Origin of the sequence: Streptomyces sp. 891-h, from assembly GCF_022760275.1 — a bacterium.
Classification (GTDB): domain Bacteria; phylum Actinomycetota; class Actinomycetes; order Streptomycetales; family Streptomycetaceae; genus Streptomyces; species Streptomyces spirodelae.
This window is the reverse complement of the sequence record NZ_CP050693.1, coordinates 2,717,386-2,737,362: the sequence shown is the minus strand read 5'-3', so window position 1 is coordinate 2,737,362 and position 19,977 is coordinate 2,717,386. Positions and strand designations below refer to the sequence as shown.

At 71.5% G+C, this 19,977-nt stretch carries 19 protein-coding genes; 10 read left to right on the top strand and 9 right to left on the bottom strand.

Going from position 1 to position 19,977, the window contains the following annotated elements:
- Positions 1–13: 13 nt before the first annotated feature.
- From HC362_RS11695 to HC362_RS11685, 3 genes are all read right to left on the bottom strand, one after another.
- Complete coding sequence (locus HC362_RS11695) at positions 14–151, bottom strand: hypothetical protein (RefSeq protein WP_243083900.1); 138 nt, start codon at positions 149–151, stop codon at positions 14–16.
- A 92-nt stretch (positions 152–243) separates the two neighbouring features.
- The gene (locus tag HC362_RS11690) at positions 244–444 is read right to left on the bottom strand and encodes an acyl-CoA carboxylase subunit epsilon (RefSeq protein WP_243088506.1); all 201 of its coding nucleotides are present in this window, start codon (positions 442–444) and stop codon (positions 244–246) included.
- 79 nt (positions 445–523) lie between these two features.
- Positions 524–2,140: an acyl-CoA carboxylase subunit beta gene (locus HC362_RS11685; RefSeq protein WP_243083899.1), complete on the bottom strand. Its 1,617-nt coding sequence runs from the start codon at positions 2,138–2,140 to the stop codon at positions 524–526.
- A 729-nt stretch (positions 2,141–2,869) separates the two neighbouring features.
- Here HC362_RS11685 and HC362_RS11680 point away from each other — a divergent pair.
- From HC362_RS11680 to HC362_RS11665, 4 genes are all read left to right on the top strand, one after another.
- Entirely contained in the window at positions 2,870–3,775 is a 906-nt protein-coding gene (locus HC362_RS11680; RefSeq protein WP_243083898.1) for a biotin--[acetyl-CoA-carboxylase] ligase, read from the top strand.
- Positions 3,776–3,940: 165 nt separating this feature from the next.
- The gene (locus HC362_RS11675; protein ID WP_243083897.1) at positions 3,941–5,362 is read left to right on the top strand and encodes an adenylate/guanylate cyclase domain-containing protein; all 1,422 of its coding nucleotides are present in this window, start codon (positions 3,941–3,943) and stop codon (positions 5,360–5,362) included.
- Positions 5,363–5,382: 20 nt separating this feature from the next.
- Positions 5,383–6,192, top strand: coding sequence for an enoyl-CoA hydratase-related protein (locus tag HC362_RS11670; RefSeq protein WP_243083896.1), 810 nt, complete (start codon positions 5,383–5,385; stop codon positions 6,190–6,192).
- 173 nt (positions 6,193–6,365) lie between these two features.
- Positions 6,366–7,625, top strand: coding sequence for a diguanylate cyclase (locus tag HC362_RS11665; RefSeq protein WP_243083895.1), 1,260 nt, complete (start codon positions 6,366–6,368; stop codon positions 7,623–7,625).
- 4 nt (positions 7,626–7,629) lie between these two features.
- Here HC362_RS11665 and HC362_RS11660 read toward each other — a convergent pair whose 3' ends face one another.
- Both HC362_RS11660 and HC362_RS11655 read right to left on the bottom strand, forming a co-directional pair.
- On the bottom strand, positions 7,630–7,950 hold the full coding sequence (locus HC362_RS11660) for a type II toxin-antitoxin system PemK/MazF family toxin (protein ID WP_243083894.1): 321 nt from the start codon (positions 7,948–7,950) through the stop codon (positions 7,630–7,632).
- On the bottom strand, positions 7,947–8,162 hold the full coding sequence (locus tag HC362_RS11655; RefSeq protein WP_243083893.1) for a type II toxin-antitoxin system CcdA family antitoxin: 216 nt from the start codon (positions 8,160–8,162) through the stop codon (positions 7,947–7,949). Before HC362_RS11655 ends, HC362_RS11660 begins: the two co-directional genes overlap by 4 nt.
- Positions 8,163–8,267: 105 nt before the next feature.
- Here HC362_RS11655 and hutH point away from each other — a divergent pair, with 105 nt between their 5' ends.
- Entirely contained in the window at positions 8,268–9,821 is a 1,554-nt protein-coding gene (gene hutH, locus HC362_RS11650) for a histidine ammonia-lyase (RefSeq protein ID WP_243083892.1), read from the top strand.
- 553 nt (positions 9,822–10,374) lie between these two features.
- Positions 10,375–11,622, top strand: a complete 1,248-nt coding sequence (locus tag HC362_RS11645; protein WP_243083891.1) for an Ig-like domain-containing protein — start codon at positions 10,375–10,377, stop codon at positions 11,620–11,622.
- A gap of 95 nt (positions 11,623–11,717) precedes the next feature.
- Here HC362_RS11645 and HC362_RS11640 read toward each other — a convergent pair whose 3' ends face one another.
- Positions 11,718–12,191 (bottom strand): acyl-CoA thioesterase, encoded by a 474-nt coding sequence (locus HC362_RS11640; protein ID WP_243083890.1) that lies wholly within the window; start codon positions 12,189–12,191, stop codon positions 11,718–11,720.
- A gap of 178 nt (positions 12,192–12,369) precedes the next feature.
- Between HC362_RS11640 and HC362_RS11635 the strand changes: the two genes are divergently transcribed.
- The gene (locus HC362_RS11635; protein ID WP_243083889.1) at positions 12,370–12,735 is read left to right on the top strand and encodes a DUF1330 domain-containing protein; all 366 of its coding nucleotides are present in this window, start codon (positions 12,370–12,372) and stop codon (positions 12,733–12,735) included.
- Here the strand turns inward: HC362_RS11635 and HC362_RS11630 are convergent.
- Entirely contained in the window at positions 12,732–13,145 is a 414-nt protein-coding gene (locus tag HC362_RS11630) for a DUF4440 domain-containing protein (RefSeq protein ID WP_243083888.1), read from the bottom strand. The genes HC362_RS11635 and HC362_RS11630 overlap by 4 nt on opposite strands.
- A gap of 78 nt (positions 13,146–13,223) precedes the next feature.
- Here HC362_RS11630 and HC362_RS11625 point away from each other — a divergent pair, with 78 nt between their 5' ends.
- Positions 13,224–13,601 carry a helix-turn-helix domain-containing protein gene (locus HC362_RS11625; RefSeq protein WP_243083887.1) on the top strand — a complete coding sequence of 126 codons (378 nt, stop codon included), beginning with the start codon at positions 13,224–13,226 and terminating at the stop codon, positions 13,599–13,601.
- A gap of 463 nt (positions 13,602–14,064) precedes the next feature.
- On the top strand, positions 14,065–15,024 hold the full coding sequence (locus HC362_RS11620) for an IS481 family transposase (RefSeq protein ID WP_243083886.1): 960 nt from the start codon (positions 14,065–14,067) through the stop codon (positions 15,022–15,024).
- Between the two features lie 1,717 nt (positions 15,025–16,741).
- Here the strand turns inward: HC362_RS11620 and HC362_RS11615 are convergent.
- Entirely contained in the window at positions 16,742–17,335 is a 594-nt protein-coding gene (locus HC362_RS11615; protein WP_243083885.1) for an NAD(P)H-dependent oxidoreductase, read from the bottom strand.
- Positions 17,336–17,602: 267 nt separating this feature from the next.
- Between HC362_RS11615 and HC362_RS11610 the strand changes: the two genes are divergently transcribed.
- Complete coding sequence (locus HC362_RS11610) at positions 17,603–18,544, top strand: helix-turn-helix transcriptional regulator (protein WP_243083884.1); 942 nt, start codon at positions 17,603–17,605, stop codon at positions 18,542–18,544.
- On the opposite strand, the gene HC362_RS11605 is transcribed toward HC362_RS11610, so the two are convergent.
- Entirely contained in the window at positions 18,520–19,611 is a 1,092-nt protein-coding gene (locus tag HC362_RS11605) for a substrate-binding domain-containing protein (protein ID WP_243088504.1), read from the bottom strand. The two genes, HC362_RS11610 and HC362_RS11605, sit on opposite strands and share 25 nt — an antisense overlap.
- Positions 19,612–19,977: the final 366 nt, after the last annotated feature.

Genomic DNA, 19,977 nt, shown 5'->3' with positions numbered 1-19,977 from the left:
CGACCGACCGCGACTACGAGTACGCCACCGACAAGAGCAGCAGCATCACCACTCCGGTGACCACCAATAACACCCAGCCGAGGCGGTTGACCTTCTCCTGGGTCCTGCTCAGCTCCGGCGGCGGCTCATCTCGGGGATCGGACCACAGCATGCGCCCATGGTGGCCGCGCCGGGGCGCCTGCGCCTGAGTACGCGTACTCAGGCGCAGGCGCCCCGCGGACGCGCCGCTGCGCGCCGAATGCGTCAGCCCGGCCAGAACGTTCGGCGCCAGGCGCCGGGAGCGGGCGCCGGCAGCGGCCCCGGCACGGTGCGCGCCGGATCGGACCAGGCGCTCGGCGCCTCACGGGTCGGCTCACCGGCCGAAGCGGCCGAAGCGCGCACCCGTACCACCGCCAGCGCGGCGGCCAGCTCCTCGGGCGTCGGATTGCCCCGTACGACCCGAATGGGCTGTTCGCCGGGTGCGGCCGGGCCCGCGGCGTCCGCGGGCCCGGTCCCGATGGACTCCGTCGTCATCGCGGCCTCCTCACAGCGGGATGTTGCCGTGCTTCTTCGGCGGGAGCTGTTCCCGCTTGGTGCGCAGCGTGCGCAGACCGCGGGTGATGTGCCGGCGGGTCTCCGCCGGACGGATCACCGCGTCCACATAGCCGCGCTCGGCCGCCACATACGGGTTGAGCAGCGCGTCCTCGTACTCCTGGGTGAGCCGGGCACGCAGCTCCTCGGTCTCCTCCGGCGTACCGGCAGCGGCCAGCTTCTTGCGGTGCAGGATGTTTACCGCGCCCTGCGCCCCCATCACCGCGATCTGCGCCGTCGGCCAGGCGAAGTTGAGATCGGCGCCCAGATGCTTGGACCCCATCACGTCGTACGCGCCACCGAACGCCTTCCGCGTGATCACCGTGATCAGCGGCACCGTCGCCTCCGCGTACGCGTAGATCAGCTTGGCGCCGCGCCGGATGATCCCGTCGTACTCCTGGTCGGTACCGGGCAGGAAGCCGGGCACATCCACGAAGGTCAGCACCGGAATGTTGAACGCGTCGCAGGTACGCACGAACCGCGCCGCCTTCTCGGACGCGTCGATGTTGAGACAGCCCGCGAACTGCAGCGGCTGATTGGCCACCACACCCACCGACTGGCCCTCGATACGGCCGAACCCGGTGACGATGTTCGGCGCGAACAGCGCCTGCGTCTCCAGGAACTCACCGTCGTCCAGCACGTGCTCGATCACCGTGTGCATGTCGTACGGCTGGTTCGCCGAGTCCGGGATCAGCGCGTCGAGCTCCCGGTCCTCCTCCGAGGTCTCCAGATCCGCGTCCTCCGGGTAGCCCGGCGGCTCGGAGAGGTTGTTGGAGGGGAGGTAGGACAGCAGCGCCTTCACGTACTCGATGGCGTCCTTCTCGTCCCCCGCCATGTGGTGCGCGACGCCGGAGGTCGCGTTGTGCGTGCGGGCTCCGCCCAGCTCCTCGAACCCGACGTCCTCACCGGTGACCGTCTTGATCACGTCAGGGCCGGTGATGAACATGTGCGAGGTCTGGTCCACCATCACCGTGAAGTCCGTGATGGCCGGGGAGTAGACGGCTCCGCCGGCGCACGGGCCCAGGATCAGCGAGACCTGCGGGATCACCCCGGAGGCGTGCGTATTACGGCGGAAGATCTCCGCGAACAGGCCGAGCGCCGCCACGCCCTCCTGGATACGGGCACCGCCGCCGTCGTTGATACCGACGACGGGACAGCCCGTCTTCAGCGCGAAGTCCATGACCTTCACGATCTTCTCGCCGTACACCTCGCCCAGCGCGCCGCCGAAGATGGTGAAGTCCTGCGAGAAGACGCAGACGGGGCGGCCGTCGACGGTGCCGTAGCCGGTGACCACGCCGTCCCCGTACGGGCGGTTCTGCTCCAGCCCGAAATTGGTCGACCGGTGCCGCGCGAACTCGTCCAGCTCGGTGAACGAGCCCTCGTCGAGGAGCAGCTCGATGCGCTCGCGCGCGGTCAGCTTGCCCTTCGCGTGCTGCTTCTCCACTGCTCGTTCGGAGCCCGCGTGGACGGCTTCCTGGGTGCGGCGTTCGAAATCCGCGAGCTTGCCCGCGGTGGTGTGGATGTCGAGGTCGTCGATGTCGGGACTGGGCGTCTCGCTGGGCGAGGACATCTCGGAGGGCTCCTTACCGTCGCGGGTTGGCTACCGACCCGTAGGCTATCTGCGACCTGCCGCTTACGGAGTGCGTCGTTGACCACACTGAAGCCTCCGGCGGTTGCGCCGCCCCACCATCGGGATGAGGGCCCGACGCCGGCTGGGCGCCGCCTCCATTGGCTGAGGGCCCGGCCCTCTGACCCTCTGTCGTTGATGGGGGCTCCGCCCCCAAACCCCCGGGTCCTCGCCGGACGGGCGTTGGGGGGCTCCTCCCCCAGACTCCGTCCGGGGGGACCCCCACCCAACCACCCCCCGCTACGGGGGCTTCGCCCCCCTAGGAGCCCCCTTCCGCAACAGCACATTCCCGTAGACGTTCACCCACTCCAACCCATCGTTGAGGCCCTTGGTCCGGCCGGTGACTCCCGCAGGGTCGTCACCGGCCGGTCCAAGGACCCGCACCACTGAGGGTGGCCTTGAAAGGCAATAGGGTGGTCCCATGCGGCAGGGGGGTCCTAGGGGGGCGAAGCCCACCTAGCGGGGGGCTGTTGGGGGGCGGAGCCCTCCAACACGACCACTCGGCGGCGAGCCGAAGCAACAAACGGGGCGTGCGTCCACAAGCGGGGGGCCACCCCGTGAGGGGTTCGCCCCTCGACACGACCACTCGGCGGCGAGCCGGGACGCAAACGGGGCGTGCGTCCACAACCGGCGGGGCCACCCCGCAGGGACGGGTACCAATAGCCTGGCGGTATGACGTCCAAGCGTTGGTCCGACCTGGACCGCCCCCCGCTCAACCAGACGGCCCTCCGCAAAGCCCTCCTCGGCGAGGACTCCCTCTGGACCGACCTGGAGGTCGTCGAGTCGATCGGCTCGACCAACACGGAACTGGCCGACCGCGCCAGAAAAGGCACAGCCGCACCGGGCAGCGTCCTCGTCGCGGAGGAGCAGACGGCGGGCAAGGGCCGCCTCGACCGAGCCTGGACGGCCCCGCCCCGCTCAGGACTGTTCTTCTCGGTGCTGTTCCGGCCGGAGCCCCCGCCGGAGCGCTGGGGATGGATTCCGCTGCTGGCCGGGGTCGCCACGGCGAGCGCCGTCGCCCGGACGGCGGGCGTCGACACCGGCCTGAAGTGGCCGAACGACGTGCTGACCACAGGAAAGGGCGGCGAGCGCAAGATCGGCGGCATTCTGGCGGAGCGCGTCGACGCGGAGTCCGTCGTCCTCGGTATCGGCCTGAACGTGACGCTCCGCGAGGACGAGCTGCCCGTGCCGACCGCCGGTTCCCTGGCCATCGCCGGTGCCCGGGGCACGGACCGCGATCCACTGCTGCGCGCGGTGCTGCGCGCCGTGGCGGACTGGTACGGCCGCTGGACGGCCGTGAACGGCGACCCGACGGCCACAGCCACCGGCCAGGCGACCCCTACCGCCCTCCTCGACGCCTACGCCGCGGGCTGCGTAACGCTCGGCAGAACCGTACGGGCAACCCTGCCGGGCGGCGGCACCAGCAGCGGCGGCACCAGCAGCGGCGGCGAAGCCCTCGTCGGGGAGGCCGTCGCGGTGGACGGCGACGGCCGACTCGTCATCGCCACGGAACAGGGTGTACAGCGTCCGGTCGCTGCCGGTGACATCGTCCATCTGCGCCCCGCGACGGAAGAGTGAGGTAGCGCACAACTGCCGTATGGTGGGCAAGCGGCGGTGACATCGGGTGCCATCCGGCATCGGTGTTCCGGCCGTGAGCAGGTTGGGCAAGAGGAACGGAAGGGCTGTGCGCAGGGACGACGCGAGGCCGCGACACCACGCCGCGGAGGGTGCGGGGAGCCCGCGGTGACCGTGGACGAACCGGGCATGCCCGAACGCAGAGCGGCCTCGGATTCCGATGGCGGCGGCCGCGCCCAGGCGCCCGACCCCGGCACCCAGGAGCCCCCCGAACCGGCCCCGGCCGGGGAGTCGGCTCCGGGTCCAGGACCGGCGGCCACGGACCCGCCCCCAGGAGTGGACCTCTCACCGGCCGAGGGCCCGCAACCGGGGGCCTCACCGGGCACCCCACCGACGGCCCCGCCCACCGCCGAGGTCTCGACCCCGGCGCCCGGCGCCGGCACACCCGGCGCCGACGCACAAGGCATCAGCGCGGCCAACGCCGGCGCACCCGGCGGCCCCGGTGGTGAGGGACCCGACGACCCGCCCCCACCCCCGGAGGGCCCCGGTGGGGACCCGGAGGACGACGAGCCCGACCCCAGCGCGCTGCGGATCGAGGAGCTGATCCTGGGCTCGCCACGGCAGTACACGCCGTTCCAGGCGGCCCGCGCTGCTGGTGTCTCGATGGAGCTGGCCTCCCGGTTCTGGCGGGCGATGGGCTTCGCCGACGTGGGGCAGGCCCGCGCGCTGACCGAGGCGGACGTACTGGCGCTGCGGCGGCTGTCCGGCCTGGTTGAGGCGGGGCTGCTGAGCGAGTCGATGGCCGTGCAGGTGGCGCGTTCGACCGGGCAGACGACGGCGCGGCTGGCGGACTGGCAGATCGACTCGTTCCTGATGGGTCTGACGGAGCCGCCCGAGCCGGGAATGACGCGTAACGAGGTCACCTTTCCACTGGTGCAGCTGCTCCTGCCCGAGCTGGAGGAGTTCCTGGTCTATGTGTGGCGCCGCCAGCTCGCCGCCGCTACGGGGCGGGTCGTCCAGGCACAGGACGACGACGAGATGGTCAACCGGCGGCAGGCCATCGGCTTCGCCGATCTGGTGGGCTTCACCCGGCTGACGCGACGACTGGAGGACGAGGAGCTCGGCGAGCTGGTGGAGGCGTTCGAGACGACCTCCGCCGACCTGGTCGCCGCGCACGGCGGGCGGCTGATCAAGGCGCTCGGTGACGAGATCCTCTACGTCGCCGAAGACGCGAGCACGGCGGCGGAGATCGGGCTGCGGCTGATCGAGACGATGGCGAACGACGAGACGATGCCGGAGCTGCGGGTCGGCATCGCGTTCGGCACGATGACGACCCGGATGGGTGACGTGTTCGGCAACACGGTCAACCTCGCCAGCCGGCTGACCTCGATAGCGCCCAAGGACACGGTGCTGGTGGACGGCGCCTTCCGCGCCGAGCTGACCGCCTCGGGCGCCGCTCCGGAGTCGGAGAAGGAGAGCGAGGACCTGTCCGGCTACCGGTTCGCGCTCCAGCCGCTCTACCAGCGTCCGGTACGTGGCCTGGGCGTGGTGGAGCCGTGGCTGCTGCGGCGCCGTACCCAAGAGAGTTAACCATCGTTATCGTGCTCCTCATGGATCACAGTGCACAGAGCGAGCAGACGTTCGGAGAGTGGGTGCGGGTCCGCAAGGACGGGCACGTCGCGGAGCTGGTGATGGACCGGCACGGCGCGATGAACGCCGTCTCGACGGCGTTCGCCGGGGCGCTCACGGACGCGTGTGTCGTGCTCGCGCGGGACGGCGAGGTACGCGCGACGGTGCTGACCTCCACGCACGAGCGCGCGTTCTGCGTCGGCGCCGACCTCAAGGAGCGCAACTCCTTCAGCGACGCCGAGCTGGCGGCGCAGCGTCCGCGCGCCCGTGCGGCCTACACCGGGGTGCTGGAGCTGCCGATGCCCACCATCGCCGCCGTGCACGGCTACGCGCTGGGCGGCGGGTACGAACTGGCGCTCTCCTGCGATCTGATCGTCGCCGACGCGAGCGCCGTGGTGGGGCTGCCCGAGGTGTCGGTCGGAGTGGTGCCCGGCGGGGGCGGCACCCAGCTGCTGCCGCGCCGGGTGGGTGCCGCACGCGCCGCCGAGCTGATCTTCTCGGCGCGCCGGGTGGGCGCGGCCGAGGCGCACGCGCTGGGCATGGTCGACCTGCTCACCGAGCAGGGTGAGGACCGTACGGAGGCGCTGGCGCTGGCCCAGCGGATCGCCGCCAACTCGCCGGTCGGGCTGCGCGCCGCCAAGCGGGCGCTGCGCACCGGATGGGGCATGGACCTGCGGGCGGGGCTCGAGGTGGAGGAGGCCGCCTGGCGTACGGTCGCCTTCTCGGGTGACCGCGCCGAGGGAGTGGCGGCGTTCAACGAGAAGCGGAAGCCGGACTGGCCGGGGGAGTGAAAGGGGAATCGGACCGGCCGGGGGAGTGCGGACGGACCGGCCGGGGAGTGGGGTTCTTCGAACTCGGGGGAGAGTTGCGATTCCCCGGCGGGGCGACGGCTTTCTTCGTAGAGTGAAGCTCTCCGCAAGGGGTCGCACGGCAGAACGGGGCGAAGCCTCCTAATCTTGGCGGTATGGGCGGAACGGGAGAGGGCGGCGAGGACGCCGACGCGCGCCTCAGCGCTGTCGTAGGGCTGTCCCAGGCGATGGCGGCGGCACAGACGGCCGCGCCCGCGACGGCCCGCCCGCACCCGTACGACGAGGACGAGCCGGAGGCGACCGCCGCGCTCTCCCACCGGGACATAGCCCAGGCGGCCGCCTGGGGTGCCTGCGAGGCGATGGGCGGCGCGTTCGCGTCGATATCCGTCTGGGAGCGTGCGCGCGGCCGGCTGCGGGTGCTGGTCAACGTGGGGGAACGGGCCGCCGAGGAGGCCGAGTTCCCCTCCGACGAGTCGTATCCCGTGCATGACTTCCCGCAGGTCGCAGCGTTGCTGCACGAGTGGTGGGCGGGCGGCGGCCGGCCCCAGGCGTGGGTGGAGGGCGACGGCCCGGAGGAGACCGCCGAGGCCGAGGGCGAGGCCGCGCACAGCTACCGGCGGGTGGCGGCGCTGCGCCGCAGGGGGCGGGGGTCCTGTGTGATCGCCCCGATCGTGCTGCACGGCCGGGCCTGGGGCGAGCTGTATGTGGCACGCGCCGCCGCCGCGCCGCCCTTCACCCGGGACGACGCCGACTTCGCCGCGGTGCTCGCCGCGCTCATAGCCTCCGGCATAGCGCAGAACGAGCGTCTCGAGGAGGTACGCCGCCTCGCCTACACCGACCCGCTGACCGGGCTCGCCAACCGCCGCGCCGTCGAGACCCGGCTGGACGAGGCCGTCGAGCTGCACCGCGAGCTGGGCACCGTCGTCAGCCTCGTCGTCTGCGACATCAACGGCCTCAAGGGCGTCAACGACGCGCAGGGGCACGAGGCGGGCGACCGGCTGCTGGAACGGTTCGCCGCGGTCCTGTCGGCGGGCGCGGCGACCCTGCCCGGAGCGCTGGCCGGGCGGCTGGGGGGCGACGAGTTCTGTCTGCTGGCCGTCGGGCCCACGGCCGACGAGGTGGTACGCGCCGCCGACGAGCTGTGCCGGGGCGCGGCCGAGCTGGAGCTGGGCGAGGGCGTGGCCTGCGGGGTCGCCTCCACCGGTGACCCGGTCGGCGAAGTGCGCTCGGCGCACCGGATCTTCCGGCTGGCGGACGCGGCCCAGTACCGCGCCAAGGCGCTGCGCTCCGGCAAGCCCGTGGTGGCGGGCCGGGAAGGCGGACCCGAGGACCCCACGCTCCGGCTGGCCGCCGCTGCCGACCCCCTCCCACCCTCCCCTGACCGCCGCCGCTTCCGCCGCGGCCGGGGAGGATGAGCCGTCAGCTGAGGTCGAGGGTGACGCGGAGCGAGGCGGAGATCCTTTCCATCGCCTCCGCATCGACGGTGCCGAGGAACTCACCGGCGGTCAGGCGCTTGTCGCTGAGGGCGGTGAGGTCGACGGCGACGGCGGCACCGCGCACCGGGTGCGTCAGCGGGATGGTGACGACGGTGTCCGGGGCGCCCTGCGTCTCGTCGATCATCATGCACACGGCGGTGCCGGGCAGGGCGTCCAGGGCGGCGTCCGACTCGACGATGACTACGACCCGGCTCTTGGTGGCGAGCTGGACCCGCCAGACCTGGCCGCGAGCGAGAGGCGTCACGCGACGTCCTCACCGAAGACGTCGGCGAACTCCTCGGCGTCCGCAGCGCCCCGCTCCCCGCGCCAGGCTTGCACCGCGGGCGCCGCGTCGCGCAGTTGCTGCGCTCTGAGCGCGTGCTCGACGTAGGCCGACAGGTTGCCGCCGGAGGCGGCGCGGGCGTGGGCGACGAGATCCGCCGGCAGGCTGACCGTCGTCCGCATACGTGAGCTCATACGGGAGAGCATACGTCGCGTACGACTTGGGCGATACGGATGTGCGCACCTTGGTCGCCTGCACACTCGTGACAGATGGCAATTCACTCATTAGGGTTCGTGAATATGAATATGCACACTGTGGTGGTCGGAAGCTCGGGCACCAGCCCTGAGGAGGTCATCGCCGTCGCCCGGGACGGTGCCCGTGTCGAGCTGCACCGAGAGGCTCTGGACGCGCTGCGCACCGCGCGCCGCTTCATCGACGACCTCGCCGCCAAGCCCGACCCCGTCTACGGCGTCTCCACCGGCTTCGGCGCCCTCGCCGTCCGCCACATCGGCCCCGATCTGCGGGCCCGGCTCCAGCGCAACATCGTCCGCTCGCACGCCGCCGGGATGGGGCCCCGGGTGGAGCGCGAGGTGGTGCGCGCGCTGATGTTCCTGCGGCTTAAGACGCTCGCCTCCGGCCGCACCGGAGTGCGCCCCGAGGTCGCCCAGGCCATGGCCGACCTGCTGAACGCGGGCATCACCCCCGTGGTGCACGAGTACGGCTCCCTGGGCTGCTCCGGAGACCTCGCCCCCCTCTCGCACTGCGCCCTCGCACTGATGGGCGAGGGCGAGGCGGAAGGTCCCGACGGTGAGCTGCGGCCCGCCGCCGAACTCCTGGCCGAGCACGGCATCACCCCCGTCGAGCTGCGCGAGAAGGAGGGCCTGGCCCTCCTCAACGGCACCGACGGGATGCTCGGCATGCTGCTGATGGCCTGCGCCGACCTCGCGCGCCTGTTCACCTCGGCCGACATCGCCGCCGCGCTGTCGCTGGAGGCCCTGCTGGGCACCGACCGGGTGCTCGCACCTGAGCTGCACGCCATCCGGCCGCACCCCGGGCAGGCCGCCAGCGCCGCCAACATGCTCAAGGTGCTGGACGGCTCGGGCCTGACCGGGCACCACCAGGACGACGCGCCTCGCGTGCAGGACGCCTACTCGGTGCGGTGCGCGCCCCAGGTCGCCGGTGCGGGCCGCGACACGCTGGCGCACGCCCGTACGGTCGCCGAGCGGGAGCTGGCGTCGGCCGTGGACAACCCCGTCGTGCTGCCCGACGGACGGGTCGAGTCCAACGGGAACTTCCACGGCGCTCCGGTCGCCTACGTCCTGGACTTCCTGGCCGTCGCCGCCGCCGATCTGGCCTCCATCGCCGAGCGCCGTACCGACCGGCTGCTGGACAAGAACCGCTCGCACGGCCTGCCGCCGTTCCTCGCCCACGACGCGGGGGTCGACTCCGGGCTGATGATCGCCCAGTACACGCAGGCGGCGCTGGTCAGCGAGTTGAAGCGGCTCGCCGTCCCGGCCTCCGTCGACTCCATCCCGTCCTCCGCGATGCAGGAGGACCACGTCTCCATGGGCTGGTCGGCGGCGCGGAAGCTGCGTACGGCGGTGGACGGGCTGGCGCGGGTGATCGCCGTGGAGGTGTACGCGGCCACCCGCGCCGTGGAGCTGCGCTCCGCCACGGCCGGGCTGGCGCCGGGGCCCGCCGCCGGGGCCGTGGTCGCCGCGCTGCGGGCGGCTGGTGCCGAGGGCCCGGGCGAGGACCGCTACCTGGCGCCGGACCTGGCGGCTACCGAGACCTTCGTACGGTCCGGCGCGCTGGTGTCCGCCGCGGAAGCGGTCACGGGGCCGTTGGCCTAGGTGTGACCTGGGGTTGCTGACGCCGAGTTGTCATGCGGTGACAGAACGGTGCTTACTCGGCGTCGGCACCCCGGTCATGTTCCAACCGCGTCACAGTGTTGCTGTGATGGGTGGGATGGTCAGCTTTTTCGGGGGTAGCGTTGGCCGTGGGCACGAACCAGAGGGCGCACAGGACGCCGCCGGCTGCCGCTGCGGTGGCCAGAGGACGGCGGTGGACTGACAGCTTCGAGGGTCCGGCCTCGGACACGAAACGCCCTCCTGGGTGCGTGGGTACGACGTGCGGCTCGGGGGATCAGTAGTGAACTGACCGTACGCGGGCCGATGTTACTGAGTGGTGGAGGCGAGGGGGAAGGCATGCTTCCGCTTTTCCTGGGAACCAGGAGAGGTTACAAACCAGGCGGATAGGTGTCCTAGACCACAGTTTTACCGAAAGTGGAACCGGTCATAGTCCCCGATGCGTTCTTATGCGTGGAGCTGGAGCGCACATGTCCGATTTCGGGCGCTGTGGGGGCTACGCAGCTTTTACCGGGGAGACATGGGGTTCCGAAGGCAGATGGAGAAGCCAGTGATGACGGTGGGGAAGCACCGCAAGGGTCTCGCGGTCACGGCCGCGCTGCTCGGTGGGGTGCTCACGCTGAGCGCCTGCAGCGGTGGTGACGACGGCGGCGACAAGGAGAAGTCCGCCGCGAAGAACGACATAGCCGCCGGCAAGGACAGCTCGGCCGCCCGAATAAAGATCGCGGCCAAGGACGGCGCGGACAACGCCAGCATCAACAACGGCGCCAATGTCTCCGTCAAGGGCGGGAAGCTCACCGAGGTGACCCTGAAGGCGGCGCAGAGCGGCGCCACCGTGGAGGGCGCCCTCTCCTCCGACGGCAAGTCCTGGAAGCCCAAGCAGCAGCTCGAACGCGCCACCAAGTACGAGATCAGCGCGACAGCCAAGGACAGCGACGGCCGCAAGGCCGTGGAGAACCGCACCTTCACCACCGTCGCCCCTGAGCACAGCTTCATCGGCACCTACGCCGGTGAGGACGGTGCCAAGGTCGGCGTCGGCATGCCGGTCTCCATCACCTTCGACAAGCAGATCCAGAACAAGAAGGCCGTCCAGTCCGCGATCAAGGTCAGCTCGACCAGCGGTCAGGAGGTCGTCGGCCACTGGTTCGGCAACGACCGGCTCGACTTCCGCCCCGAGGAGTACTGGAAGCCCAACTCCAAGATCACCCTCGACCTCAAGCTCGACGGGGTGAACGCGGGCAACGGCAACGTCGGCGTCCAGGACAAGACGGTCACCTTCAACGTCGGCCGCCAGCAGATCAGCACGGTCGACGTCAAGTCGCACCAGATGAAGGTCGAGCGCGACGGCAAGGTCATCAAGACCATCCCGATCTCCGCCGGAAGCGCCTCCAACCCGACGTACAACGGCAAGATGGTGATCTCCGAGAAGCACAAGGAGACCCGGATGGACGGGAACACCGTCGGGTTCGGCCGCAAGGGCGCCGAGGGCTACGACATCCCCGACGTCCCGCACGCCATGCGGCTGTCCACCTCGGGCACCTTCATCCACGGCAACTACTGGGGCGCACCCTTCGGCTCCGGCAACACCAGCCACGGCTGCGTCGGCCTGAAGGACTCCCGTGGGGCCAACAACCCCGACACCGACGGTGCCTGGTTCTACAACAACTCGCTGATCGGTGACGTCGTCGAGGTCAAGGGCTCGCCCGACAAGACGATCCAGCCCGACAACGGCCTCAACGGCTGGAACATGAGCTGGTCGCAGTGGAAGGCCGGCTCCGCCGTCTGACACCTCCACCGCACTGTGGGCCCCGCCATCGGCGGGGCCCACACGCATGTACGGCCACGAAGCGGGCGACCGCCCCCCGTATCCCGCTGTTCCGGCTATTCCAGCTGTTCCAGCCCCAGGATCTTCGGGTCCGTCGCCAGCTCGCGCAACGCCCCGCCCGGATCGGCCACCAGCCGCCGCGCCCCCAGATCCATGATCCCGCCCACGCCGGTCAGCTCAGCAGCCACCGCGCCGTCCGCCTTGACGATCAGCTGGCGCATCCCGAAGATCTTCCGCTCCCCCCACTCGAAGGCACAGCTGACGGTCACCTCGTCCCCGGCCCGCAACTCCCGCCTGTAGCGCAGCGTCTGCTCCAGCACCACGGGACCGACCCCCGAAGCCACCAGCGCGCTCTGCTCGATACCGGCCGCCTGCAACAGCGACCAGCGCGCATGCTCCGCGTACTGGAGATACACGGCCTGGTTCAAATGCCCCTGGGTGTCCGTCTCATAGCCCCGTACCGTCACCGGAACAGTGAACGGCCCGCCCTCCGCCTGCGCCTGCGGCTCCGCCGGTCCTGCCTGCGCCATCGCGCTCCTCCATCTCGCGGAGCGCCCGGTGGGCGGCCCCGCCATTACCCACGACGTCATCGACGCCTTCCGCCCGACGCGACGACACTGCTCACGTCGGAAGCGCTCCATCTGCCCAGCGCTTCCTATCCCGCTTCGTCTCGCGGTTCCACCGATTTACCTCTCGAGGAGGCCCCAGATGACCGCCTATGCCGTCGCCCGGCTGCTCAACCGTGAGGTCCACGCCGACCTGATCACCTACGTCGAACGCCTCCAGGCCAGCCTCGACCCCTACCGGGGCCGCTTCCTCGTCCACGGCGGCGCCCCCGAGGTGGTGGAGGGCACCTGGAACGGCGGCGTCGTCATCATCGCCTTCCCCGACCGCGAGTCGGTCCACGCCTGGTACGCCTCGCCCGCCTACCAGGAACTGCTGCCGCTGCGGACGGCACACATCGACGGGGATGTCGTCATCGTCGACGGCGTCCCCGACGACTACGACCCCGCGAGCATGGCCACGGTCTTCCGCCGGGCCGGGGCCGGGGCCGGGGCGGGGGCGGGGGCCTAGCCGGCCGGGCGGTCGATCACGTAGCGCCACACCCCGTCGGCACCCCGCCTGGCCACATCGGTCGCCGTGCCCTCGATATGCGTCGGGCGCCCGTCCGGGGCCGTACCGTCGATCACCCAGTCCACGATGAGCAGCGCCGTATCGCCCGCCGCGTACACCTGCCGGGGCCGCACCGTGATCGGCAGACCCAGCGCGAGGAAGCTCGCGTTGGCCCGGGCGATGCTCTCGGGGGAGTCGGCGACGGTGCCGTCCGGCGACACGAAGACGGCCCCCGCCTCGTACATCTCCGCCACTGCCTGCGGCTGCCCGGAGTTGAACCGCTCGGCGAACACCGCCGGCACGTCGGCTGCTTCACGGGCCACGGGGAGCGGGATCGCCGCGCTCTTTCCGCTGCTCATCTCGCTGCTCATCGTCGAGTTCTCCTCAGGTTCGGTACGGCGCCGTAGGCTCGGCGCGTACGGACGCTCCCGACGTTAGGACCCGCCGACGTGGCTCACCGAACGGTCAGTTGCGGCCCCGGCCATCACCGGCCCGGCCTGCCCGACGATCCGCGCGCCCGGACCCTCGCACCCACGGCCTCCTGCCCGGTCGAGATCACCCTCCACGCGCTGCGGGGCCGCTGGACGACGCTGGTCATCCGCGAGTTGCTGCGCGGGCCCCATACGTTCAGTGAGTTGGAGGCCGCGCTGCCTGAGCTCTCCGCGAAGGTCCTCACGGATCGGCTGCGCCAGCTCGTCGAGGTGGGGGTTGTGCATCGTGAGCGGTTTGTGGGGTGGCCGACGTCGGTTCGGTACCGTTTGACTGAGCGCGGCCATGCGTTGGGGCCCGTCCTCCAGGCCCTCTGGAACTGGGGCGCCAATGGTTGAGGCCGCCCCCAATGGTTGAGGGCCCATTCTTGGGCCCCCTCCCGTTCATGGGGGCTCCGCCCCCAAACCCCCGGGTCCTCGCCGGACGGGCGTTGGGGCGGCTCCGCCCCCCAACGGCCCCCCGCTACGGGGGCTTCGCCCCCCTAGGAGCCCCCTTCCGCAAAAGGGCACCCCGGTTCACGTTCCCTCGTCCCGGCTCATGCCCCAGGCCCTTGGTCCGGCCGGTGACTCCCGCAGGGTCGTCACCGGCCGGTCCAAGGACCCGCACCAATGAGGGGATGCTTGAAAGGCAATGGGATGGTCCCATGCGGCAGGGGGGTCCTAGGGGGGGCGAAGCCCACCTAGCTGTGTTGTTCGGGGAGGTTGGTGACAGGTGACACGCTGTGGGTGGTCCTTGAACGGGGTGAGGGCCTTCTGGCTCGGTGTGGATTGCGACATCTACCGCCGAGTGCAGGAGGCCCTCGTGATCCACCGTAATGCCCCGCTGACCCCGACCGGCCGTCTGCGTCTGGCTCGCTGTGTCGTGGAGGAGGGCTGGCCGCTGCGCCAGGCTGCCGAACGCTTCCAGGTCAGTCACACCACCGCCGCCCGGTGGGCTTCCCGCTACCGGCAGCGGGGAGAGGCCGGCTTGTACGACCGCTCCAGCCGTCCGCGTCACTGCCCTGGACAGACCCCGCCCGCCACAGAAGCGCAGGTGGTGCGCATGCGCCGCGAGCACCGTATCGGGCCCCTGCGCCTGGCCGCCCGCACCGGGCCGGCCGCCTCCACCTGCCACCGCATCCTGGCCCGCTGCGGCATGCCTCCCCTGGCCGCCCTGGACCGGGCCACCGGCGAGCCCGTCCGCCGCTACGAACGCTCCCGCCCCGGCGAACTCGTCCATATCGATGTCAAGAAACTCGGCCGTATCCCCGACGGCGGCGGCCACAAGGTCCACGGCCGGGCCGACAGCCCGAACAAGGACCGCCGCCACGGAAAGGGATACGCCTGCCTCCACACCGCCCTGGACGACCACTCCCGCCTCGCCTACACCGAGAACCTGCCCGATGAGAAGGCCCCCACCTGCGCCGCCTTCCTCCGACGGGCCACCGCCTGGTTCGCACGCCACGGCATCACCATCGAACGGGTCCTGACCGACAACGCCTGGGCCTACACCCAGAAAACCTGGAAGACCACCTGCCACGACCTGGGCATCCGCCCCCGCTACACCCGCCCCTGGCGCCCCCAGACCAACGGCAAAGTCGAACGCTTCCACCGCACCCTGCTCGAAGAATGGGCCTACCAGCGGCCCTACACCTCAGAAACCGAACGACAAGCAACGTTTCCCGGCTGGCTCGACTGGTACAACCACCACCGACCCCACACCGGCATCAAAGGCCAAACCCCCGCCAGCCGCGTCACCAACCTCCCCGAACAACACACCTAGCGGGGGGCGTTGGGGGGCGGAGCCCCCCGACACGACCACTCGGCGGCGAGCCGAAGCAACAAACGGGGCGTGCGTCCACAAGCGGGGGGCCACCCCGTGAGGGGTTCGCCCCTCGACACGACCACTCGGCGGCGAGCCGGGACACAAACGGGGCGTGCGTCCACAAGCGGGGGCACCCCGAAGGGAGGGGGCCACCCCGGGCGTGGCCTACCCAAACCCGCGCCGCACCGGCGAAAAGATGACGCCATGTCATCATTTGTGCGGGTTGATCAGCGATGGCTGGCCGCAGCGTGCGCCGCATTCGGAGCGCTCTCCTTGGCCCTCGTACCGCCCGAACTCCCCCTCGGCTGGGACGAGCTCGTCTACGCCAGCCGCTTCCCCGCGTTCGGGCCGGAAACGCCGTTCAGCGCGCCCCGGACGAGGGGAGTCCCGCTGCTGATCGCCCCGGTGGCAGCCGTCAGCGACTCCGTAGTGCTGTTGCGCTGCTACCTGACCGTCGCGGCGTCGGTCGCGCTCTACCTGGGGTATCTGCCATGGGTCAGGGCGGTCGGGCGCCGCGGGGTCGTGCCGTTGGCGGCCGCGCTGTACTCCAGCGTGTGGTTCGCGCTGTTCTACGCGGGTGCGGCGATGCCCAACCACTACGTGGCGATGGGTCTGACCGGCGCGGTCGGCTGCTTCCTGCGCGCCCCCGCGGACGCGGACCGGTCCTCGGCGCGGAAGCGCACGTACGCCGCCATGGCGCTGGCGCTCGGCGGGGCCACACTGATGCGGCCCAACGACGCAGTGGGGCCCGCCGCCGTGCTCCTGGCAGCAGCATTGTGGGCCGGCGCGGCCGGTGGCAACCACGCGAAGGGGCGGTCACCCAGCGCCGCCTGGGCCCTGCGGTGCGCCGCAGCCCTCACCGGCGGCCTCCTCCTCGGCCTGCTCCCCTGGGCCGTGGAGGCCCGCCTCCGTTTCGGTGGCGTACTGGAGCGCGTGCGGGAGGCGGGCGAGATCCAGGGTGGGATGCGGCCCCATCTCTCCCTCCACACCCTGTGGCAGCACGCGGCCGCCCTCGACGGGCCGCTGCTGTGCCGCCCCTGCACGGGCGTGGACGTCGACTGGGCGTCCGCAGGCTGGTGGCTGCTGGTCCCGCCGCTGGTGGCCCTCGGCATCCGTGCGGCGCGCCGGGACGGCCGTACGGTGCTCGCGCTGCTCCCGGTCCTGGCGGCCGTGGCCGTGGCCGTGCCGTACCTCTTCCTCATGAACTACGCGGCCCCGCGCTTCCTGCTGCCCTGCTACGCGCTGCTGGCGCCGGTCGCGGCGCTGGGGGTGAGCAGCGCTCTGCGGTGGGCGCGCGGGACGCGCCGGGCGGCACGGCTGCGGGTGCTCGTACCACTCGGCGCAGCGCTGGTACTGCCGCACCTCGCCTTCCAGCTGCACCAGTTGCAGCTGCACTCGGGCATCCAGGCGGCGGCCCGCCACGACTGGCAGCGCATGGAAGGGGTGCTGCGCGCCCACGGCGTACGCCCGCCCTGTCGGCTGGCCGGGAACAGCTCCACCGTTCCCGTCGCCCACACCGCCGGCTGCCGCCCCGCCTCCGTGGGCCGTCCGCACGCCCTCGTGCTGCGCCAGGTGCCGCTCCCCGCCTGGGCGGCCCGGGCGGGCTGGCACCTCCACCCTGTGCCGGGCACCTACAACCCGGGCTGGCACGTCGCCGTACCGCCCCGCCGGGTGGTCAGCCCCGCAGCACTGTCAGCGGTCCCGGCACCCGCCCTGCCCCCGGCTCCGGCTCCAGCTCCGGACGGCCGAGCAGCAGCCGCCGATAGCGGTCCGCACGACCGGCCAGCTCCTCGTCCGTGAGCACATGCGTGCCGTGGACCAGGAACGGCTCCTGGAAGCGCATCCCCGTCAGCCGTGCCGTCGAGGCGAAGGGGCGCAGCAGGTCGGGGACGGGGAATCCGTGCATGCCGTCCGCACGGTACTCGTGGGCGCCGCTGCCGATCGTGGTGGCGATCCGCAGCGACTTGCCGTGCAGCGCCGTGCCTTTCGACCCGTACGCGAAGCCGTGCTCGAACACCTCGTCCAGCCACTGCTTCAGCAGGGGAGGCGCGGAGTACCAGTAGAACGGGAACTGGAGGACGATGCGGTCATGGGTGCGCAGGAGCTGCTGCTCGCGCCCGACATCCAGCGAGCGGGGCAGCGGCTCGGGATAGGCGGCGTACAGCTCGTGGACGGTGACGCCTTCGACGGAACGCGCGGCGCGTGCGAGGGCCGCGTTGACCCGGGAGGCGGCCAGGTCGGGGTGGGCGAGGACGACAAGGGTGTTCATGGGGGAGTCCTTTGATCCAGGTCTTGCGTCTTGTGTCGTGTGCGTGACGTCGGTCACGCGTCCTGACGTCTTCTCTCTCGCGGCGGGACCGGTCCGGCCCCCGCGACACCCAGACTCGGCCGACGCTCGGCGGCCAACCAGCCCTCTGCCACTGGCACCCCTGCCGCTGACACCACTGCCGTGGGTACCACTGCCGTGGGTACCACTGCCGTGCCTGCCCCTGACAGGTGCAGGCACGTCGGCTCGGCGTACCGCAGACTTGCTGCCATGGACACAGACGGCGAGCTCGGGGCCTTCCTGCGGGCGAAACGTGCGCGGGTGCGGCCCGAGGATCTGGGACTGCCCACATACGGCAGCCGTCGGCGGGTGCCCGGGCTGCGGCGCGAGGAGCTGGCGCAGCTCGCCGGGGTGAGCGCCGGGTACTACACACGGCTGGAGCAGGGCCTGAGCCCCAACGCCTCGGACGCCGTGCTGGACGCCGTAGCGCGGGTGCTCGGCCTGGACGACGCCGAGCACGCCCACCTGTACACCCTGGCCAGGCCCCGGCCGCGCGCCCGGCGGCAGGCGCTGGAGCCGGAGCGGGTGCGGCCCGCCGTCCGGTCCATGGTCGAGTCGTTCGGAGGGGTACCGGCGCTGGTGCTGGGCCGCTTTCTCGACGTGCTGGCCTGGAACCATGCCGCCCATGCGCTGCTCGCCGGCCACCTGCCCTTCGACGCGCCCGATGGCGACGCACCCGCTGACGACGAGCCCGACCGCGCCCCCGCCGACCGCCCCAATATCGCCCGGCTGCTCTTCCTCGACCCGCACACCCGCGAGTTGTACGAGGACTGGCACGGCAAGACGCACTCGACCGTGGCGGATCTTCGCCTGATCGCGGGCCGCTACCCCGACGCACCGCAGCTCGCCTCGCTGATCGGCGACCTCTCGCTGCACAGCCCCCAGTTCGCCGCGTTGTGGGCCGATCACACGGTGGCCGACTGCGGAGCGGCCACCCGGACCTTCCGCCACCCTCTGGTCGGCAAGCTCACCCTCGCCGTGGAGTTCCTGGCCCTCCCCGACGACGGCCAGCGGGTGGTGATCCACCACGCCGTCCCGGGCACCCCGTCACAGGCGGCGCTGAGCTTGCTCGTCGACCTGGCGGACGACGGCGGAAGGGCACCGTCCGGGCACGGCGGTCAGGCGCCTCAAGAGTTCCAGATCCGGCGGTAGGCCTGGCGGTAGCCCTCGGAGTCCCAGGAGAGCGCTCCGCCGCTGTTGGCGGCGGTGGAGATGTGGACCGGGGCGACGTAGCCGCTGGCCGGTGCGTCGACGAAGGCGCGGTTGAACTCGTCGACGATCTGCCAGCCCTGTTCGGACAGCGGCTCGGGCACGGTGGCGGCCTGGTACTTCTTGCCGTTGATGCGCTCGAAGGCGGACGGGTCGCCGTCACCGGCGCCGATGTTGTGCGGGGCGCCGGCTCCGTCCTTGCCGGCCGCGCGTAGCGCCGGCGCCGCGTGGCCGAAGTACAGGTCGTTGATGGCGGCCGAGTAGGTCCATTTGTCCCCGAACCGGGACAGCAGGGCCGAGACCTCCTTGGTGGAGCGGGCGTTGGCCTTGGGGATGGGGAGGTTCTTGTAGCTCAGCAGCTTGACGTCGGAGCAGTCGTCGAGCCGCTTCTTGATCAGGTCGGACTTGCGCTTGGCGAACGGTATCGAGGCGTCCGTGAACAGCACGACGCCTGCGCGCCCCCTGGACTCGGCGATGATCCAGTCCGCGCTGATACGGGCGACGTCCTCCACCCGTGAGGTGACGTTGGTGAACAGGTGCAGCTTTTCGTTGGGGCCGGGGGCCGGGGTCGCGTGCCAGCCGATCACCGGGATGCCGCGCCTTTCGGCCTGCTCGACCTGTTTCTTGACGATTCCCGGGTCGAAGCCGCCGACGACGATGCCGTCCGGATCGAGGGCCAGGGCCTTGTCGAAGGCGGCCTTGAAGCCTTCGGGTGTTCCCTTGCCGTTCAGGGTGCGGGCGCGCCATCCCACGACCTTGGCGGCCTCCTGGACGCCCTGGGCGACCCCGGTGACGCCGGGGTTGCTGAGGGTCTGTGCGAGGTAGACGATGCTCTTTCCCCGGACGGCCCCGGGCCCCGAAGTGGGGCCGGTCCAGGGCGCGTCGACGTCCTCGGCCTTCTTGACCGCCCGTTCGGCTCTGGCCAGGGCGGTGGGGCACCCGGGCTCGACGGTGCGGCTGGGGGACGCGGTGGTGTCGGGCTCGCAGCCGGCGGTGGCGGCCACGGCCATGAGCGCGACGGCCGTGACGACCGCCTTGCGGGATACAACCGCCTTGGGGGTGGGGTACACAGTTCTCCTCGCAGGGCAAGAGAGGATACGGACGGCTTGGCCGGAGGCGCGGGGGGAGGGACAGCGTACGGGTGGTGGCGGCTCGACGGGCAGCCGTGGGCACCCGGTCTCCGGGGCCGAGCGGTTTCCCCGTGCACGAAAACGCCATAAACGGCGCAGACTTCGTGCCACGATGTGAGCGATGTCTTGCATGTGCGCGCCCGGACGGTAGTGTTCACCGCCCCCGGGCATGTGGCGCGATCTTTTCGCTCGCATGCGCTGTGCGTTCGGCTCGCCTCGGGCTGCGCGCTCGTATGCGCTGTGCGC

Bases quoted from the DNA above. Each gene is read 5' to 3' on its own strand.
- HC362_RS11655 (WP_243083893.1), bottom strand. From the start codon at position 8,162: ATGAGCTCACGTATGCGGACGACGGTCAGCCTGCCGGCGGATCTCGTC.
- HC362_RS11685 (WP_243083899.1), bottom strand. From the start codon at position 2,140: ATGTCCTCGCCCAGCGAGACGCCCAGTCCCGACATCGACGACCTCGAC.
- hutH (WP_243083892.1), top strand. From the start codon at position 8,268: ATGAATATGCACACTGTGGTGGTCGGAAGCTCGGGCACCAGCCCTGAG.
- HC362_RS11645 (WP_243083891.1), top strand. From the start codon at position 10,375: ATGGAGAAGCCAGTGATGACGGTGGGGAAGCACCGCAAGGGTCTCGCG.
- HC362_RS11610 (WP_243083884.1), top strand. From the start codon at position 17,603: ATGGACACAGACGGCGAGCTCGGGGCCTTCCTGCGGGCGAAACGTGCG.
- HC362_RS11605 (WP_243088504.1), bottom strand. From the start codon at position 19,611: ATGGCCGTGGCCGCCACCGCCGGCTGCGAGCCCGACACCACCGCGTCC.
- HC362_RS11670 (WP_243083896.1), top strand. From the start codon at position 5,383: ATGGATCACAGTGCACAGAGCGAGCAGACGTTCGGAGAGTGGGTGCGG.
- HC362_RS11695 (WP_243083900.1), bottom strand. From the start codon at position 151: ATGCTGTGGTCCGATCCCCGAGATGAGCCGCCGCCGGAGCTGAGCAGG.
- HC362_RS11630 (WP_243083888.1), bottom strand. From the start codon at position 13,145: ATGAGCAGCGAGATGAGCAGCGGAAAGAGCGCGGCGATCCCGCTCCCC.
- HC362_RS11615 (WP_243083885.1), bottom strand. From the start codon at position 17,335: ATGAACACCCTTGTCGTCCTCGCCCACCCCGACCTGGCCGCCTCCCGG.
- HC362_RS11680 (WP_243083898.1), top strand. From the start codon at position 2,870: ATGACGTCCAAGCGTTGGTCCGACCTGGACCGCCCCCCGCTCAACCAG.
- HC362_RS11640 (WP_243083890.1), bottom strand. From the start codon at position 12,191: ATGGCGCAGGCAGGACCGGCGGAGCCGCAGGCGCAGGCGGAGGGCGGG.
- HC362_RS11665 (WP_243083895.1), top strand. From the start codon at position 6,366: ATGGGCGGAACGGGAGAGGGCGGCGAGGACGCCGACGCGCGCCTCAGC.
- HC362_RS11635 (WP_243083889.1), top strand. From the start codon at position 12,370: ATGACCGCCTATGCCGTCGCCCGGCTGCTCAACCGTGAGGTCCACGCC.